Source organism: Pseudomonas sp. CFBP 8772 (assembly GCF_014841665.1).
GTDB lineage: Bacteria > Pseudomonadota > Gammaproteobacteria > Pseudomonadales > Pseudomonadaceae > Aquipseudomonas > Aquipseudomonas graminis_B.
The window spans coordinates 358,090-374,710 of the sequence record NZ_JACYUI010000003.1; the positions used below are offsets into that span (position 1 = coordinate 358,090).

The 16,621-nt window shown below is 61.5% G+C and carries 17 protein-coding genes; 7 read left to right on the forward strand and 10 right to left on the reverse strand.

All coding sequences use genetic code 11. The annotated features are described in order from the left end of the window. Positions 1-34: 34 nt before the first annotated feature. Both IFT99_RS08435 and IFT99_RS08440 read right to left on the reverse strand, forming a co-directional pair. Positions 35-862: a formate/nitrite transporter family protein gene (locus IFT99_RS08435; RefSeq protein ID WP_065991659.1), complete on the reverse strand. Its 828-nt coding sequence runs from the start codon at positions 860-862 to the stop codon at positions 35-37. Positions 863-1,180: 318 nt separating this feature from the next. Continuing rightward, a complete protein-coding gene (locus tag IFT99_RS08440; RefSeq protein ID WP_192131528.1) occupies positions 1,181-2,530 on the reverse strand; it encodes a cation:proton antiporter in 1,350 nt (449 codons plus the stop codon). A 158-nt stretch (positions 2,531-2,688) separates the two neighbouring features. Here IFT99_RS08440 and IFT99_RS08445 point away from each other — a divergent pair, with 158 nt between their 5' ends. Together IFT99_RS08445 and IFT99_RS08450 are read left to right on the forward strand one after the other, a co-directional pair. Beyond that, positions 2,689-2,904 carry a DUF6434 domain-containing protein gene (locus IFT99_RS08445; RefSeq protein ID WP_192131530.1) on the forward strand — a complete coding sequence of 72 codons (216 nt, stop codon included), beginning with the start codon at positions 2,689-2,691 and terminating at the stop codon, positions 2,902-2,904. Between the two features lie 17 nt (positions 2,905-2,921). Then, positions 2,922-3,548, forward strand: coding sequence for a glutathione S-transferase family protein (locus IFT99_RS08450; protein ID WP_192131532.1), 627 nt, complete (start codon positions 2,922-2,924; stop codon positions 3,546-3,548). Between the two features lie 12 nt (positions 3,549-3,560). Here the strand turns inward: IFT99_RS08450 and IFT99_RS08455 are convergent, their stop codons facing one another. Beyond that, positions 3,561-4,370, reverse strand: a complete 810-nt coding sequence (locus tag IFT99_RS08455) for a helix-turn-helix domain-containing protein (protein ID WP_192131977.1) — start codon at positions 4,368-4,370, stop codon at positions 3,561-3,563. Positions 4,371-4,493: 123 nt separating this feature from the next. On the opposite strand from IFT99_RS08455, the gene IFT99_RS08460 reads away from it, so the two are divergent. Beyond that, complete coding sequence (locus IFT99_RS08460) at positions 4,494-5,450, forward strand: threonine dehydratase (protein ID WP_192131534.1); 957 nt, start codon at positions 4,494-4,496, stop codon at positions 5,448-5,450. A 48-nt stretch (positions 5,451-5,498) separates the two neighbouring features. Here IFT99_RS08460 and IFT99_RS08465 read toward each other — a convergent pair whose 3' ends face one another. From IFT99_RS08465 to IFT99_RS08475, 3 genes are all read right to left on the reverse strand, one after another. Next, a complete protein-coding gene (locus tag IFT99_RS08465) occupies positions 5,499-6,281 on the reverse strand; it encodes a YkgJ family cysteine cluster protein (RefSeq protein WP_192131536.1) in 783 nt (260 codons plus the stop codon). Positions 6,282-6,452: 171 nt separating this feature from the next. Further along, positions 6,453-7,226 carry an L-iditol 2-dehydrogenase gene (locus IFT99_RS08470; RefSeq protein WP_192131538.1) on the reverse strand — a complete coding sequence of 258 codons (774 nt, stop codon included), beginning with the start codon at positions 7,224-7,226 and terminating at the stop codon, positions 6,453-6,455. A gap of 55 nt (positions 7,227-7,281) precedes the next feature. Beyond that, the gene (locus IFT99_RS08475; protein WP_192131540.1) at positions 7,282-8,595 is read right to left on the reverse strand and encodes an ABC transporter substrate-binding protein; all 1,314 of its coding nucleotides are present in this window, start codon (positions 8,593-8,595) and stop codon (positions 7,282-7,284) included. A 291-nt stretch (positions 8,596-8,886) separates the two neighbouring features. Between IFT99_RS08475 and IFT99_RS08480 the strand changes: the two genes are divergently transcribed. Next, a complete protein-coding gene (locus IFT99_RS08480; RefSeq protein ID WP_192131543.1) occupies positions 8,887-9,816 on the forward strand; it encodes a helix-turn-helix domain-containing protein in 930 nt (309 codons plus the stop codon). Between the two features lie 126 nt (positions 9,817-9,942). Here IFT99_RS08480 and IFT99_RS08485 read toward each other — a convergent pair whose 3' ends face one another. From IFT99_RS08485 to IFT99_RS08495, 3 genes are all read right to left on the reverse strand, one after another. Then, positions 9,943-10,104, reverse strand: coding sequence for a hypothetical protein (locus IFT99_RS08485; protein ID WP_141695236.1), 162 nt, complete (start codon positions 10,102-10,104; stop codon positions 9,943-9,945). Positions 10,105-10,335: 231 nt separating this feature from the next. Continuing rightward, positions 10,336-11,919 carry a putative bifunctional diguanylate cyclase/phosphodiesterase gene (locus IFT99_RS08490; RefSeq protein WP_192131545.1) on the reverse strand — a complete coding sequence of 528 codons (1,584 nt, stop codon included), beginning with the start codon at positions 11,917-11,919 and terminating at the stop codon, positions 10,336-10,338. A gap of 97 nt (positions 11,920-12,016) precedes the next feature. Further along, a complete protein-coding gene (locus IFT99_RS08495; RefSeq protein ID WP_192131547.1) occupies positions 12,017-13,204 on the reverse strand; it encodes an MFS transporter in 1,188 nt (395 codons plus the stop codon). 72 nt (positions 13,205-13,276) lie between these two features. Between IFT99_RS08495 and IFT99_RS08500 the strand changes: the two genes are divergently transcribed. The 3 genes from IFT99_RS08500 (at position 13,277) to IFT99_RS08510 (ending at position 15,194) form a co-directional block, all read left to right on the forward strand. Continuing rightward, positions 13,277-13,882: a CGNR zinc finger domain-containing protein gene (locus tag IFT99_RS08500; protein ID WP_192131549.1), complete on the forward strand. Its 606-nt coding sequence runs from the start codon at positions 13,277-13,279 to the stop codon at positions 13,880-13,882. 154 nt (positions 13,883-14,036) lie between these two features. Continuing rightward, positions 14,037-14,582 (forward strand): glutathione peroxidase, encoded by a 546-nt coding sequence (locus IFT99_RS08505; RefSeq protein ID WP_192131551.1) that lies wholly within the window; start codon positions 14,037-14,039, stop codon positions 14,580-14,582. 3 nt (positions 14,583-14,585) lie between these two features. Continuing rightward, positions 14,586-15,194, forward strand: a complete 609-nt coding sequence (locus IFT99_RS08510; protein ID WP_192131553.1) for a dTMP kinase — start codon at positions 14,586-14,588, stop codon at positions 15,192-15,194. 146 nt (positions 15,195-15,340) lie between these two features. Here IFT99_RS08510 and IFT99_RS08515 read toward each other — a convergent pair whose 3' ends face one another. Then, positions 15,341-16,480: a glutathione-independent formaldehyde dehydrogenase gene (locus IFT99_RS08515; RefSeq protein WP_192131554.1), complete on the reverse strand. Its 1,140-nt coding sequence runs from the start codon at positions 16,478-16,480 to the stop codon at positions 15,341-15,343. Between the last annotated feature and the right edge of the window lie 141 nt (positions 16,481-16,621).

The window sequence follows — 16,621 nt, forward strand, 5'->3', positions numbered from 1 at the left end:
CGCGCCTCGGGAAATGAGGCGCGCGGCTGCAGCGTTAAATCTGGCTACCGGTCTGCTGCTCGATGGACGCAGCAGTGACGCCGGTTGCCGAAGCCTGAATGGCTTTCGAATAGGACACGTAATACGCGAGCCCGACGAAAATTGCACCCCCCACGGCGTTGCCCAAGAACACCGCAACGAAGTTTTCAACGAATTCGGTCCAGCTCAATGCGTCGGCAAAGATCGCTGCCGGAATCACGAACATGTTGGCGACCACGTGCTGGAAGCCGATGGCGACGAAGGCCATGATCGGGAACCACATACCGAGGATCTTGCCGGTCACGTCTTTACTGGCATACGACAACCAGACCGCCAGACACACCAGCCAGTTGCAACCGATGCCGGAAATAAACGCCTGGGCAAAATCCGCGCTGGCCTTGGCCTTGGCGATGGCCAGGGTTTTGGCCAGATACGCGCCTTCGGTCAGCCCCAGCACATGGCCGAAGAAGTACGCGACGAACAGCGCGCCCAGCAGGTTGGCCAAGGTCACCAGCACCCAGTTGCGCGCCACCGCCGACAGCGGAATGCGCCCGGCGAACATGGCAGTGGGCAGGCTCATCATGTTGCCGGTCAGCAACTCACCGCCGGCCAGGATCACCAGAATCAGCCCGATCGGGAACACCGCAGCGCCCATCAGATTGCCCAGTGACGCCCAGGGCGCCGGGATCATCGTGCTGACATGGATGTCCAGCAAAAAGCCCAGGGCGATGAACGCGCCGGCGAGAAAGCCCAGCACCAGAATTGCCGCGGTCGGCATATGGGACTTTTTCACGCCGGCTTCAATGGTGATCTCGGCGATCTGCTGCGGTGTATTGATGGACATAGGCTTTCAGGCTCACAAGCAATGGACCGCACCGCGGCTGAACCCGCCGGCGGCACGAAAACGAAAGAGGGGTTCAAGCATCCAGTCTTGGTGCGCGGGGGTGTCAGCCGACACGGCGCCGATCCCTGTTGGGCGCTGCTGCGACGTTAAACCGCATTGCAGAGAACGCTCAAAAGACCTGATCAATTAGTGAGCACGCTACCGATCGCACCCTTGAGCGTCCAATCGCTTGTTCCGATAGGCTCATCGACGCTGTCTATCATGAGGCTTTTGATCGTGCAGCCGCTTCCATAAAGGGAAGCGGACGCGGTTTTGAGGTCAGTCTTTGGCGGCCCGGGTGATGCTGCGCTCGTAGCGCTCCAGCAGAGGCTGAATGCTGATGCCATGCAGCAGAATGCTCAGCGCCACCACGGACAATGTGAGGCTGATGGTGGTGTGGACTGATTCAGCCGGCAGACCGTGGGTCAGCGCATAGCAGAGGTAATACAGCGTGCCGATGCCGCGAATGCCGAACCAGCCCACCAGGGCTTTTTGCGGGCGGGTCAGCAGTTTGCCACTGATTAACAGCCAGACGCTCAGCGGCCGGATCACGCAGAACAGCGCCAGCCCCAGCCCGACCGCGCGCCAGTCCCAGTAACTGGCGAGGGCGGCGCCGAGGAGGGTGATCAGCAGCACCTCCATCGCGCGCTCTACCAGGCTGCCGAAGACCATCATGTCGCCCATCATCACGCCGGCGGCGAGCTGACTGTCGGACAGCGCATCGCGATCGCCCATGATTGCCGACTCCGGATCGCTGTGGGTGTGCCCTACCATCGGGATGGCCACGTGTTCCGACGGCACCTCCGATTGGGTGGCGTTGGATTCGGCGTGACGCACGCCAATGCCCGCCGCGAACACCGCCAGGAATCCGTAGGCGCCGAGGCCTTCGGCGGTGACGTAGGCAATGGCAATCAGCGCCAGGGCGAGGAAGTCGTTGGGCGACAGGGTGCTGTCGGCGTTCTTGATGCGCAGGTAGATCATCAGATGACCGACGCCTCGGCCCAGGCCGTAACCCAGCATCAGCCCGACGGGTACGCCCCAGACGATGTTTTTCAGCAGCCAGCCCTGGGTCCAGTCGAAATCCGAAAAACCGTGGGTGATGAACATCAGGGCGAAAATCACGAAGGGGAACGCAGTGCCGTCGTTGAGCCCGGCCTCACCGGACAGGCCGAAGCGCACCCGATCCAGGTCCTGGGCGCTGTTGACCTGCACCAGACCGGCCAGCACCGGGTCGGTGGGCGAGAGCATGGCACCGAGCAGCAAGGAGATGGGCCATGAAAGGCCGAACAGGTGATGGGCTACCAGGCTGACGCCGGCAATGGTCGCCAGCATCACTGGCCCTGCCAGCAGGTACGCCGAATACCAGCCGCTGCGGTGCAGGGGCAGGCGCAGCTTGATACCGGTATTGAACAGGGAGAACAACACGGCGATTTCAGTCAGCCGTTCCAGCCAGTGGCGCGCATCGCGAATGTCGAGCTGCGCGATGTCCAGGCCCCAGGGCCCGATCGCGGCGCCAAACGCCAGGCACACCGCCGACGTCGTGACCGGCAGCCAGCGCAGATAGGAAGAAGTCAGTGCCAGCAGCATCAGCAGGACACCGAAGACGGTCATGCAAAGAATGAAACTCATGCGGAAACATCATCAGTCAATGGGCGGGAATGAGTGTGTGACTGTAGGAGGGGGGGATAGTTGAAACTAATGTGGAATGGATCCCGCGACCGGTGAGGCGCGACAGCGCGCGTTTGCCGACTAGACTGTGCGCGACCCCCTCACCTGGATTGAGCCCCATGGCATTTGACTGGCACAGCGAAACGCTTTCCCGAGACACCCCGGTCACTCACGATTACCGAAACACCCAGAACGTGCGTCGTTTCATGACCGCGCAGTGCGGGCCGGCCTTCAAGTTCGACCGTGACTTCATGTCCTGGATACGCAACGACAGCGCCAAGACCCTGGGCGATGTGGTCGATGAGTGGCAACGACGCCACGGCAATAACGCCTGATGAAAACGGGGGACAGCATGTTCACATTATTCGGGGCCGACAGATCCGGCTCGGCCGCCATCGAGATGGCGCTCACGCTGTGCGGCGCTGATTACCGCCTGGTGGGCGCCAGTTCCGAGGCGGCCGGCGCTGGGCGCGATGAGCTCAAATGCCTGAACCCGTTGATGCAGGTGCCGACGCTGGTCATCCCCGGCGGCGGCGTGCTGACGGAGAGCGCGGCCATCCTCACCCACTTGGGCCTGGCCTTTCCGCTGTCCGGCCTCTTGTCTCACGACGTCCACGAACGTGCCCAGCAACTCCGGGCCCTGGCGTACCTCACCACCAACTGCTACGCGTCCATTGGACTGATCGACTACCCGGAACGGTGGCTGCCGGACGGCGAGCCTGACCATTTAGACCGCTTGGTCGCGGGGGCGACGCGCAAGCTGCACAGTCAGTGGGAGGTGTTCAGCGATGTGTTTGACAACCCGGTTGCCTGGCACCCACATGCGCCCGGGGCCGTTGAGGTCCTCGCTTGCGTGGTCAGCCACTGGAGTGGGGCGCGGGAGCATCTGGGAAGGTCGCGCCCCGAGTTTTACGCCGCCCTCGGGGTCATTGATCGACATCCCGTCATCCACGCGGTGCTGCAGCGGCACGGTTGGTGAACGCGAGGTCAGTCACGGCGACAACTGACTGCGCAGCTTCGCCGGGCTGATGCCCATGCGCTGGCGAAAGGCCGTCGCCATATGCGCCTGGGAGCTGAAGCCACAGCCGTGGGCGATCTCCGCCAGTCTCGCCGTTGAGTCACGCATCAGGGCTCTGGCCTTGGCTAGGCGTCGGTCGATCAGATAACTGTGGGGGCTTTTGCCGGTGGTGTGCTTGAAGGCCCGGATGAAATAGCCCTCGGACAACCCCAGCACCTGCGCCATCGCCTGCACCCCCAGCGGGCCGTCGAGACCGGCGTCGATGAACTCATCGAGTCTGCGCATCCGGCTGGCGTTTATCGACCCTTGCAGCGGCGCGTCGACAGCGCTTTTGTCGTCGATCCGGTCAGCCAGGGCCAGCGCCCAGCCCTCCCAATCGTCCGCCGCCGACGTCTGCAACAGCGCTGCGCGCATCTTCATGGCGAGGGCGATCGCCTGGGGGTCAATGCGGTTATTGAAGGCGTGGTCGCCCGCGAGCGCCAGCCCGTCCGTGCGCAGCAGCCGCAGGTATTCACCGCCCGTGGGCGACGCCGACAACACGTCGCAACCGGCAGGCACGAACGCCAATCCATTAGGCACCGCGTCGAAGGGCTGCACCCGGTCGCTGCCGATGGCGTGCAGGCCGCGCTGACTTTCGAAGGCAAAGCCGACCGCCGCCTGGGTCGCCACATAGCGTGTGGCGTAAGCGGCGGCAGGGAGCAATTCGATCATCCACGGGCCTGCCTCGACACGGCGAACCGGTTCAGACGGGAGCGGGTCAGAGGCGAGTTTTGTCGGGTTCATGGCCTTGATAGTAATCAAGTGATTCGGCAAAAGTCAGGTCAGTTTTCTGAAAGCCGGCGCGGCGCGGGTCTGCCTAGACTGGGCCACCTTTTGGCGGACACGATTTTGAGGAGTAGTCGCCCCATGCACGGACTGACCCGCAATGATATCGAACAGGCCGCTCGCCAGGTGTACGAGCTCATGCCGCCGACCGCTCAATATGCCTGGCCGTTACTGGCTCAGCGGCTGAACAGCACGGTGTGGGTCAAACACGAAAACCACACGCCCACCGGCGCCTTCAAAGTGCGCGGCGGGATTACCTACATGCACTGGCTCAAGCGTACCTACCCGAGCGTCAGGGGCATCGTCACGGCGACGCGCGGCAACCACGGTCAGAGCCTGGCGCTGGCCGCCACTGCGCTGGGCTTGAGTGCGTTGATCGTGGTGCCTGAAGGCAACTCCCCGGAAAAGAACAACGTCATGCGCGCGCTCGGCGCCAACGTGATCGAATGCGGCCGGGATTTCGACGAAGCGCGGGAGGAAGCCGCGCGGCTGGCGGACGTGCATGGGCACTATTTGGTCCCGCCTTTCCACATCGAGCTGCTCAAGGGCGTGGCCACGTATGCGCTGGAATTGTTCCTGGGAGCGCCGGATCTGCACACGGTTTACGTGCCTGTCGGGTGTGGGTCAGGGATTTGCGGGGTGATTGCCGCCCGCGACGCGCTGGGCCTGAAAACCCGGGTGGTCGGTGTGGTGTCCGCCGAGGCGGCGGCCGCCAAGTGGTCCTTCGAGGAAGGCACCATTTTGCAAACCCCGTCGGCGAACACCTTTGCCGACGGCCTCGCCGTGCGCCGACCCGTTCCGGCGGCCTTCGCCATTTACCGCGCAGGGGCGGAGCGCATCGTCGCCGTCAGCGAGGACGAGATTGCCGAGGCCATGCGCGTTTACTACACGGACACCCACAACCTCGCCGAAGGCGCAGGGGCCGCTGCACTGGCGGCGCTCATTCAGGAACGCAGGGCCATGGCAGGGAAAACGGTCGGGGTTATTCTGTCCGGCGGGAATGTGGACCGGTCGGTGTATGCGCGGGTAATTGCCTGAAGCGGTAAGCGGCAAGCCGACCGCTTCAAGCGGTTCAGCAGGGGCCGGTCAGCGGGGGATCGCGTGGAAGATGTAATCGTCGCTGGGTGAGTCGGCCATGGGCACGGACTGAGCGTTGAGATACGCCCTCAACGGCGGGTCTTCTGCCTTGATCTGCCAGGGTTGATCCGTGGGGTTGGCATCGACATCAGCGCTTTCGCAGGCGGCGAGCAGCGTTTCGACCGAGGGCTGGTGAATCACCAGACCGTTGCCTTTCCAGCCGGCGACGGTCAGGCCGAGGCTTTCGCACACCGCCACTTTACGCCGGGCATCATCGCGGTCGGTCTGGCGCGATTGCTGGACCAGCATCGCCAGCCCCTGATCCGATGCCAAGAGGCTGCCCTGCCGCCAGCTTTCCGGCGGGCAGTCCTTGGCTTGAGGTTTCAGCTCAATGAAAGGACTGATCTCCATCGGGTAGATCCGGCACACCATCGGGCGCTCCAGGTACACCGAGCAGAGACCGTCTTTTTGCAGGTTCGGGCATTCAGGGATCGCATTGGCCGCCAGAATCACCGTCACCCGCAGCGTGCCCGAACCGCCAATGACCGGCGCAGACCGCCCGGCGTTGTAGGCATACTCGGGGGAGTCGACGGGCCAGAGAGAATCGTCGAACGCCTCCAGCAAAACCCCTACGGGGTGGCCGCGTTTGAGCCAGGTCACGGCTTCGCCCAGGGTCAAAGGTACGAAACGGCCACGGCAGCACGCGCCACACCCGACGCATTCGAATTGCACGTCGGGATCCACGGCGAGGCCATGGGCGGTGGAGGGCGCTTCTGATTCGTTGATGTCCATGTGACCTGCATCCCTGTTCGTTGATCGCTGAATCATAACTGGATGTATGCGATCAGTCAGTGGGATCGGCTTCAGCCGGGAAGAGGCACGTTTCCGCACCTCAATGCCAGGGGTCGCGTAGGGTCCTATGCAAAAAAAACGCCCCGATGTCCTGCAGGTCACGCCTGGGTCTCAACTCATCCAGTTGCCGCCATCGACGTTGTAGGTCTGGGCGACGACATAATCGCTTTCCGCTGACGCGAGAAAGATCGCCATGCCGGTGAGGTCTTCGGCGGTGCCCATGCGGCCGTAGGGCACTTCCTCGCCGACGAGCCTTTTCTTCTCGCCCAACGGCCGGTTCTCGTGTTTGGCGAACAACGCATCCACGCCATCCCAGTGCTCGCCGTCGACGACCCCCGGTGCGATCGCATTGACGTTGATCCTGTGCTTGATCAGGTTCAGTCCGGCGGATTGGGTCAGGCTGATGACGGCGGCCTTGGTCGCGCAGTAGACGCCCACCAGTGCCTCGCCGCGACGCCCGGCCTGGCTCGCCATGTTGATGATCTTGCCGCCATGACCCTGGGCAATCATCTGCTTTGCCGCCGCTTGAAGGGTGAACAACGTGCCGGCGACATTGATCGAGAACAGCCGCTGGTAGCTCTCGCGGGTGATGTCGGTGATCGGTGCCAGATCAAACAGTGCGGCGTTGTTGATCAGGATATCCAGCTTGCCGGTGGTGGCGACGACGGCCGCAATCGCCGCGTCGATGGACGATTGATCCGTAACGTCCATCTTCACCGCGTAGGCGCTGGCGCCCAGTTCGTTGGCGGTCTGGGTCGCGCGCTGCAGATTGATGTCGGCGATGGCCACTGTCGCGCCTTCGCGGATATAGGCCTCGGCGTAGGCCCGCCCGATACCCCGGGCCGCGCCTGTGATCAGGGCGCTTTTACCTTCGAGTCGTTTCATTGAAAGAGTCATCCGTCATGGGGTGAGGTCCGGCCGACTTCCGTCGGCGGGGCGTTTATTGCTTCGGGTAACCGGCGCGCTTCATTTCCCGCTCCGTCGTCGACTGCGCGGCCGCCAGTGCCTGCTCGACGGAGGTCTGGCCGGTGAGCGCGGCCGAGAGGAGCTTGCCCACGGACGTGCCGATGGCCTGGAACTCCGGGATGGTCACGTACTGGATGCCGACATAGGGCACCGGCTTGGCCGAGGGGTGCGCCGGATCGGCGTGTTTCATCATTTCCAGTGTCACCCTGGCGAACGGCGCGGCCTTGAGATAGGCGTCGCTGTAGGTAGATGTGCGGGTGCCAGGCGGCACGTTGGTGATGCCATCCTTCTGCGCAACCAACTGGATGTATTCCTTGGACGTGGCCCAGGTGGTGAAGGTCTTGGCGGCGTCCTTGTGTTTAGAGGTCGCCGGAATCGCCAGGGACCAGGCGTACAGCCAGGACGACCCCTTGTCGGTCACTTCAACGGGCGCCGGGGCGAATCCCACGCTGTCCACGACCCTGCTTTGTTCTTTGTCGGTGGTGAACGAGCCTGCCACGCTGGCATCGACCCAGACCGCGCATTTGCCGCTGTTGAACAACGCGAGGGTTTCGTTGAAACCGTTGCTGGAAACACCCGGTGGCCCATAGTTTTTAAGGGTATTGACGTAGAAGTTGGCAGCGGCCGTCCACTCGGGGCTGGTCAGCTCGGGTCGCCATTGCTCGTCGAACCAGCGGGCGCCAAAGGCGTTGGCCATGGTCGTCAGCAAGGCCATGTTCTCGCCCCAGCCGGCCTTGCCCCGCAGGCACATGCCGTACTGGCCCTGGTCCGGGTGGTGCAGCTTGGCGGCAAACTCGCCGAGCTGGGTCCAGGTCGGGTGCTCGGGCATGCTCAGCCCGGCTTGTTTGAACAGGTCGGTGCGGTAGTAGGTCACCGTGCTCTCGCCATAGAAGGGCAACGCGTACAGGGTGTCCTTGACCGACAGGCCCTGGCGCACGGACGGGATGATGTCTTCGAGGTCGTAGCTGGCCGGCAGGTCCTTCATCGGCTCAAGCCAGCCTTTTGCGCCCCACAACGGCGTTTCATAGGTGCCGACGGTCAGCACATCAAACTGACCGCCCTGGGTGGCGATGTCGGTGGTCAGCCGCTGGCGCAGGACGTTTTCTTCAAGCACCACCCAGTTGAGCGTGATGTCGGGGTGCTGCTCTTCGAATACCTTGGACAGCCGCTGCATGCGGATCATGTCGTTGTTATTGACCGTAGCGATGGTGATCGTCTCGGCAGCCTGACTGATGCCCGCCAGTGACAGACCGGCAGACAGCAGCAGCGCGTGATGGGTGATCTTCATGGTGATCTCCAGTCCGCGCTGGCAGCGCGGAATCGTTATTGTTGTTTTGAGCCCTGCCGATCAATCTGACGTGTCACCTCGGGGCAGTGGCGTGTCGATTACAGCAGCTTGGACGGCCTGCAACAAACACGCTGAGGATGTGCCGCTGATGCTTTTTTAACCGCACAGCCCAGCCGTGCGCCAGGCTAAAAAAGTATCAGCGCGCAGTGACAGCCGAGGTGGAGCAGGGCGATGCAATGGGCGTATGGTGCTTCGATGCGTGCGCCAACAACGAAAAAAAAGGGGCAGACCATGCCTGCGAGCCGAACCGCCTTATTCGAGCAGTTGCCTGCCGAGCTGGAAATCATCCTGCCGGCGCCCCAGCAGAGTTTTCGCTGGTACGAGCACGACTATCCCTATGCGCTCGCGCGCTGGAATCACCATCCCGAGTACGAGATTCATCTGATCCGCAAAGGCAGCGGCAGACTGGTGGCGGGCGATTACATTGGCGCGTTCGGTCCTGGCCATGTCGCGCTGATCGGTCCCGATCTGCCCCATGACTGGATGGGCGATCTGGCACCGGGGGAATACCTGCAAGGCCGGGACGTCGTGCTTCAGTTTGACGGCGCGACGTTGCTGGCACTGCGCGAGTCGATGCCTGAGCTGGGTGAATTGCAGGGATTGTTCGACCGCGCCCGTCGCGGGCTGGAATTTACCGGCGAGACCGCCCTGCGGGCCGCCGACCTGCTCGAGCGCATAGGCTCGGCGAGCGGGTTACAGCGCTTGCTGCTGTTTCTTGAGCTGCTCAATACGCTGAGCGGAGCGTCTGACAGAGAAGCCCGTACGTTGGCGAGTGCGTGTTATGCGCCGACACTGGATGCCAAAAGCGCCGAGCGTGTACACCGGGCGTTCGACTACCTGCAGCGGGAGCTCACGGGGGATATCAGGCTGTCAGTGATCGCCGAGCGGCTGCACATGAGCGAGCCGGGGTTTTCACGGTTCTTCAAGCGCGCCACAGGCCACGGGTTCATCGACCTGATGCGCAAGCTGCGCATTCAGAAAGCCTGTCGGCTGTTGCTGCAGACACAGATGTCCATTGCCGATGTCTGTTTTGAGGTGGGTTACATTAACCTGTCGAATTTCAATCGACATTTTCGCTACGAGATGAAGCAGACGCCATCGGATTACCGAAGAGCCACGGCGGCGGCTTTATTCAGCTTGAACACGTTCAAGGCGTCGTAGGCGATCTTTACCGTGTTGAGATGAACCCATGCCACGTCCAAACGATGGCTGGGCGCCGATAGGGCGGCAGCTGACGGTCAGTCAGCGCCGCCCCCCGGTGATCTCACACTCAGGCCAGTGCCTGACTCACGCCTGTTCGTCGTGCTCGGTCGCATCGTCGTCGTGCTTGAGCGCCGGCTTCATGCCTGGCTGCGGCGCGTGCACGGCATCCGGCGCGACTTCTTCGCCGTGGTTCTTCTTCTCTTGCTGCACTTTTTTGTCGTGGGCGACGTTACGTGGATCGGTCATGGGAATTCCTTGATCTGGCAGATGATTCGAATGCCCGCCGACGCAACACGTTAGCCGTGAGTGTCGGGGCAAGGTTTGGAGTCAGTGCCGGCTTCAGCGTTCAGTGCATTTCAAACCGCGATCACCGAGCTGAAATACCTGACGCGAAATAGCTGATCGGCAATGGCCGACCCGCCATGACCGGGAAACCGCGCGCAAGAGGAGATTGCCAGCGCATGTGCCCGCGAACTTTCAGCCGGCTTGCTGCGCAAACGACGAATGGGTGTAGCAGAACAGGTTGGAAGCCGGCTTCGGACGGCCGTACAGATAGCCCTGGGCGTAGTTGCAGCCGCTGTTGGCGAGCCACGACGGCAGGTGAGGCAGGTGAAACTCCTCGACGCCTTCAGCCGTGACTTGCATTTTGAGGCTGCGCGCCATGCCCAGAATCGCTTCGACCATGGGCAGGTGATCGGTCTGCCCGGGCTCAAAGAACGACCGGTCTATTTTGATCTTGTCGATGGACAGGCGAGTCAGGTGATACAGGCTTGAATAACCAATCCCGAAGTCATCGAGCGCTACGGTAACGCCGTGGTCGTGCAATTTGCTCAGGTTCTGCCGCGCCACGTCCAGGTTGCCGACCAGGGCCTCCTCGGTGATTTCGACTTCGAAGCGATGAAACGCAAACTGCTCTTGCCGAAGCTGCTCCAGCAACTGATCGGGAAACAGCGCGTCGGTCACCATGCCGGCGCTGACGTTCATTGATAAGCGCAAGCGGTCATCCCAACGATTGGCCGCGCGACAGGCTTGCTTGATCAACGAACGGGTCATGGCCGGGATCAACCCCAGGCGCTCAAGCACCGGAATGAAGTCGGAAGGTACGGCGGTGCTGCCGTCGGGCTTGAGCCAGCGCGCGAGAACTTCAAAGCCCACTACCTCTTGAGAAGGAAGCGCGACGATCGGTTGAAAGTACGGCACGATTTCGTCTGCTTCCACCGCTCGTCTCATTGCCAGTTCAAGATCGGCCTGGGCCCGGCGCTGTTTTTCATATTGGCTGTCATAAAAGTTATAGGTCGAACGCCCGTCTTCCTTGCCCCGATACATTGCGGTGTCGGCACAGTGCAGCAATGCCGAAGCGTCCTGCGCGTCTGTCCACGACCGTGCAATGCCAATGGTGGCGCCCAACGCCGAAGGTTCGACGGCGCCGGACAATGGCGCGCCGAGCCGGGACACAGCCGCCTCGGCGATCTGGCACAGCTCGGACTGGTGTTTGAACGTGAGAAACAGCAGGCAGAACTCATCGCCGCCCAATCGCACCGCCACGCCGCCGTTATCGTCGGCGATGGCTTCGAGCCTGCGCGCGATTTCCACCAGCACAATGTCGCCGGCGGCGTGACCATGCTGATCATTGACCGCCTTGAAGTGGTCCAGATCGATGAGCATGACCGCCGCGGGCCGCTTCAAACCGAGCTGATTTCTCACCATGTCCATGAAGATGCGACGGTTGATCAGCCCGCTCAGCGAGTCATAGGTGGCCAGGGTTTCAGTCTGCGCCTGTGCCTGTTTCAGCCTGAGGTAGCTGGACCGGGTATTGGCGATCAGGCGTCTGAGCAGAATGGTCGGGATGATCAGTGAAATCAGAGAAAACCCCGTGACGGTCAGGACGAATCGCCATCTTTCGGCATCCTCAAAGTCAGCGTCATAGGGCAGGGCGAGCCAGTGCATCACCCAGGCTTCGAGCTCGAATTCCCACACAATGGAAAGTCCGATCACTGTGGACAGCGTGATCAGCAGCAGTACTGGCAGGCGACAGGGGTTGCGGCGGTGCAGGTCATTCATGTCAGGCCTCACTGGGCCGGAAGGATAATCGTGATGTCAGACTGCCATCTTCTCATATAGGTTCATACCGTTGATCGCAGAGTTCCTGAATAGCTGATCAGCCGACAGACGCTCTGGGCCCCGATCTGTGCAGTAGCAGCAAGGAGGCGAGAACGCCTGCGAGCCCTACGCTTCCGAGCGCTAACCAGGTCTCGACTGGGCTTCGGTTCAATATGAGCCAGCTTCCCACGTAATAACCCCCGGTGCCGCTGAGTGCCCCTATCGCACTCATCAGGCCAAAGAACGTTCCCTGGCTGCCATCCGGTGCCAGCGATGCGGTCATGCTTTCAAGCGTGGGCAACAGGATGGTCTCGACAACGGTGTAGGCCACGATAAACAGCAGAAACCATTCGATGCCGCGCAGCATGGCGACACTGGCGAACGTGACTGCCGCTCCCAGATACGCCCAGGTTGTCAGTGATGCCGGATTCACTTTCGTCAGCCAGCGCTTCGCCAAAAGGATGAACGCCAGACCGACGACCCCGTTTACGACGTAAATGGCGGAAGCTGCATGGGGGCCGGCTAATTGCCCCGCGTACATCGGGAATGCGACGTAGAGCTGCGGGAACAGGAAAAACCATGGCAATGAAACAACGATCAATCGCCACAGCCCGCCGTCTGTAGTCGCAGTTTTCAGGCTTTTAAGGACGGGCTGCCGGCTCAACCTCACTGATGATCCATACGTTGACCGGCAGGCAACGGCGCTGAGACTGATGAACACTACTGCGCTGATGCCGAAGGCCACGCGGATGTCAGCCAGGCCGGCAAGCCCACCGATAATGGGCCCCACCGCCGCTCCGGCGTTCAACATCTGGTTGTTGGAAGCGAAGAGGGCCGAGTGGCATTCTCTGGGTTGCCGGCCGAACACCCCATAAACGCCACCCTCGTAGCAGGCGACACCGGAACCTGCGATCACCGCACAGCCAATCCATGCGCTCACTCCATCGAACGCGCTGAACCCGAGAAATCCCAAGCCCCTCAGCAGCAGGCCCAGGGTAATGACCCAGTGCGAGCCGAACCGATCGGCGATCGCGCCCGCGGCAAGTGGCAGCACTTGTGCGCAAAGCAGATTGGCGGACATCACCGACGCCAGTGCAGCTGCGCCGAAATGGAGGTTGGCTGACATGTACAGCGCCAGCAGCGGTATCGTCATGAAATGGGAGGCGTTCATCAGCCCCTGCATCCACAGCAATCTGCGGATATCCGGGGGCCAGGACGGTTGTTCGGCTGGGTCTTCCTTGATCATATTGAGGACTCGTAACCATCAATGATAGTTTGATGGTTACTTACATCGACGGTCTTTGCAACAGGAGCGGGCATGCAGACTCAGAATCAAGCAGCACCGGGCGATCTCGAATGCGTTCGGCGCTTCATCAATACCTGGTTGATTCCCAACCAGACGCGTGTGGAGACGGACGAACTGCCGCAGCTATGCCATGACGCCGAGCGATGGCGCGACGAGCTTTCGCTTCGTCCCCCGGCCGCCAGCGATACGCTGGACAGACTGCTGACGTTGCGCTCGGACCTGCGCAAGTCCTGCGAGGGTCTGGATGACGGGGGGCATTTGCTTAACGCCTGGTTCTCGCGCGTGGCTCTGTCAGTGCAGGTCAAGTCGGTGAAGGGCGTGCCGCAGATAGTGGTGATGCCGGCCGACGACAGCTGCAGCGCCCACCTATTGGCGGCGGTGGCCAATGCCCTGTCATCAGGGACATGGTCTCGACTCAAGACCTGTGGCGATTGCCGTTGGGCTTTCTATGACAACACTCGCAACGTCAGTAAACGCTGGTGTGGGATGACCAAGGGCGGCGCGGAGGGCAGGGCGTGCGGGACAATTGCCAAGGTCAGCGCCTTCAGAGCGCGCGCTGCGGCGAAAAAGAGCCCGGTAGCGGCTAGCGGCCAGCTTGGCCTGGATGAGAACGTTTGAACTGCAGGACCTGGCTCTTTCAGAGTGGGCAGACGATCGGCCAACGCCTCGCAAAATATGACCGAATCATCGTCCGCATGCTTTAAGGTGTCCCTGAAGGCCGACCGATGAGGGTTGGCCCCAGACACGTCAAACCAACAAACAGGAGCCACCCATGACCGATTCTCTGTACGACATTCCCCTCAAGCAAATCGATGGCACGCCAGCCAATCTGGGCCAGTACAAGGGCAAAGTGCTGCTGGTGGTGAACGTGGCCTCCAAATGCGGGCTGACGCCGCAATACGAAGGGCTGGAAAGCCTTTACCAGGGCAAGAAGGACGCCGGACTTGAAGTGTTGGGCTTTCCGGCCAACAACTTCAAGGAGCAGGAGCCTGGCAGTGACAGCGACATTCAGTCCTTTTGCTCCACCACTTATGACGTGCACTTCCCGCTGTTCTCGAAGATCTCCGTCGCCGGCGACGACACCCATCCGCTCTACCGCGAACTGACCGCCGCCCAGCCCGCAGCCACCGGCGACGGACCGTTCCGTGAACGCCTCAAGGGCTACGGCATCGAAAGCGGCGCGGGCACCGACGTGCTGTGGAATTTCGAGAAATTCCTGATCGGGCGAGACGGCAAGGTGATTGGCCGCTTTGCGCCGGATGTGACCGCAGATGATCCACGGCTGACCGCGGCCATTGACGAAGCCCTTGCTGTTTGAAGGATGAATCGTCCGCTGTTCGTTTCGCTGGATGGGCCAAAGGGTGTCGGTAAAACCACTCTGCTGGAAGCCATCACCCAATCACTGAGGGCTGATAAGCACAAAGTGATCCGGCTGAGCGAAAGCAAAAGTGACCCTCACCGGCGTGAAACCATGGCCCTGGTTAACCAACTGGTCAGAGGGCCGGACCGGGATCTGGAGTGGGAGGTGTGCAAGCGTCTGGCCGCCAGCCGTGGCTGGATTTCACGGCACGTGCTGACCAGACAGCCACCTGACAGCATCATCCTGATCGACCGCTGGTACCCGTCCGATGCCGCGTTTCGCCGGACCGTGCCGTTTGCGGACATCCTGCAGTTGAACATCGACCAGGAGGTGCAGGTGCCGGATTTGCACGTCGGGGTCGTGACGGCGGCCGAGGTTTCATGGGCGAGGGCAGCCGCACGACGGCGTGGGTTGAGCAGCACGGTGATTCACAGGCTGGAGGAGCACGCGGCTTGCACTGAGGCGTTTGAGCGGGCGGTCTCTGATAACGGCTGGGTTTTGTGTCGAAACGAAGGGCGGATCGAAGACGCGACGATGCTGGTGGTCGCCGAGATACGCGAGGTGCTGTGATTTGCTTTGCCGTGGAAGGAACCGGGCTAAATGCCTCACATACGGCACGTTCCGGGCCTGTAAACGCAGTTCGGGACCGAAGGAGAAAATCCCCTCCGGTCCCGATCGCCTGTCAACGCGTGACGTCGACGGATTACCCTGCAGCGTTACGCCGAAGGCTTGAGCACCACTTTGGTCCAGCCGTCGTCGCGCTGATCAAAGTGCTTGTAGGCGTCCGGACCTTCGGACAGCTTCAGGCTATGGGAGATGATCTGCGACGGCTTGGCACGGTCGTGGTGAATCAGCTCGGCGAGGCGACGGTTGTACGCCTTGACGTTGGCCTGGCCGGTACGGATCTGCTGACCCTTGAACCAGAAGGAGCCGAAGTCGAAGGCCATTTTGCCTTCCTTCGCCAGATCGCTCGCAGCGTTCGGGTCCTGCGGCACGAAGACACCCACGACACCGATACCGCCGGTGGGCTTGGTGGAGGCCACCAGGTTGTTCATGGTTTCGTGATTGGCTTCATGACCGTGCTTGTCGCAGCACTGATAACCCACGCATTCGCAGCCACGGTCCGTGCCTTTGCCGTTGGTCAGGTTCATGATCTGCTCAACCGCCTGGGTCTGTGCCGTGTTGATCGGCGTGGCGCCCAGTTTGGCTGCCAGGGCGAGACGGTCTGGGTGGTTGTCGACCACAAAGACTTGTGAGGCACCTTTGATCATCGCGGCATGGGCCGCCATCAGCCCGACCGGGCCTGCGCCGTAAATGGCGATGCTCTCACCTGGCAGCAGGCCGGACAATTCAGTCGCGTGCCAGCCGGTAGGCAGGATGTCCGACAGCATGACGTAGTCGTCTTCTTTCTCCTTGGCATCATCAGGCAGCACCAGGCAGTTGAAGTCGCCATACGGCACGCGCAGCAGTTCGGCCTGGCCGCCCTCGTAAGGCCCCATCTCGGCAAAACCATACGCGCCCCCAGCACTGCCGGGGTTGACGGTCAGGCAGTAGCCGGTGAGACCACGCTCGCAGTTTTCGCAGAACCCACAGCCGATGTTGAACGGCAGGCAGACCATATCGCCCACTTTCACGCGATCGACCGCAGCGCCCACTTCGATGACTTCACCCAGGTTCTCGTGACCCAGAATCCGGCCCGTCTCGAAGCTGGTGCGGCCTTCGTACATGTGCAGGTCGGACCCACAAATGTTGGTCGTGGTAATGCGGACCAGGACATCGGTCGCTTTTTCGATTTTGGCATCGGGAACGTTCTGAACGCTGACGTCGTAAGGACCGTTGTAAATAATGGCTTTCATGGGTTCTCCAGAAGAATGAGGTGCAGATAGGGACATATATGCGCCAGATTTAGTACGACCGTGCCGGCCTGTCGTTCAAAGAGATTGGCCGGGAGTGACGAACGGTAAATGCTGGCAAAAGGCTCTGTGACGGGGTTTGTG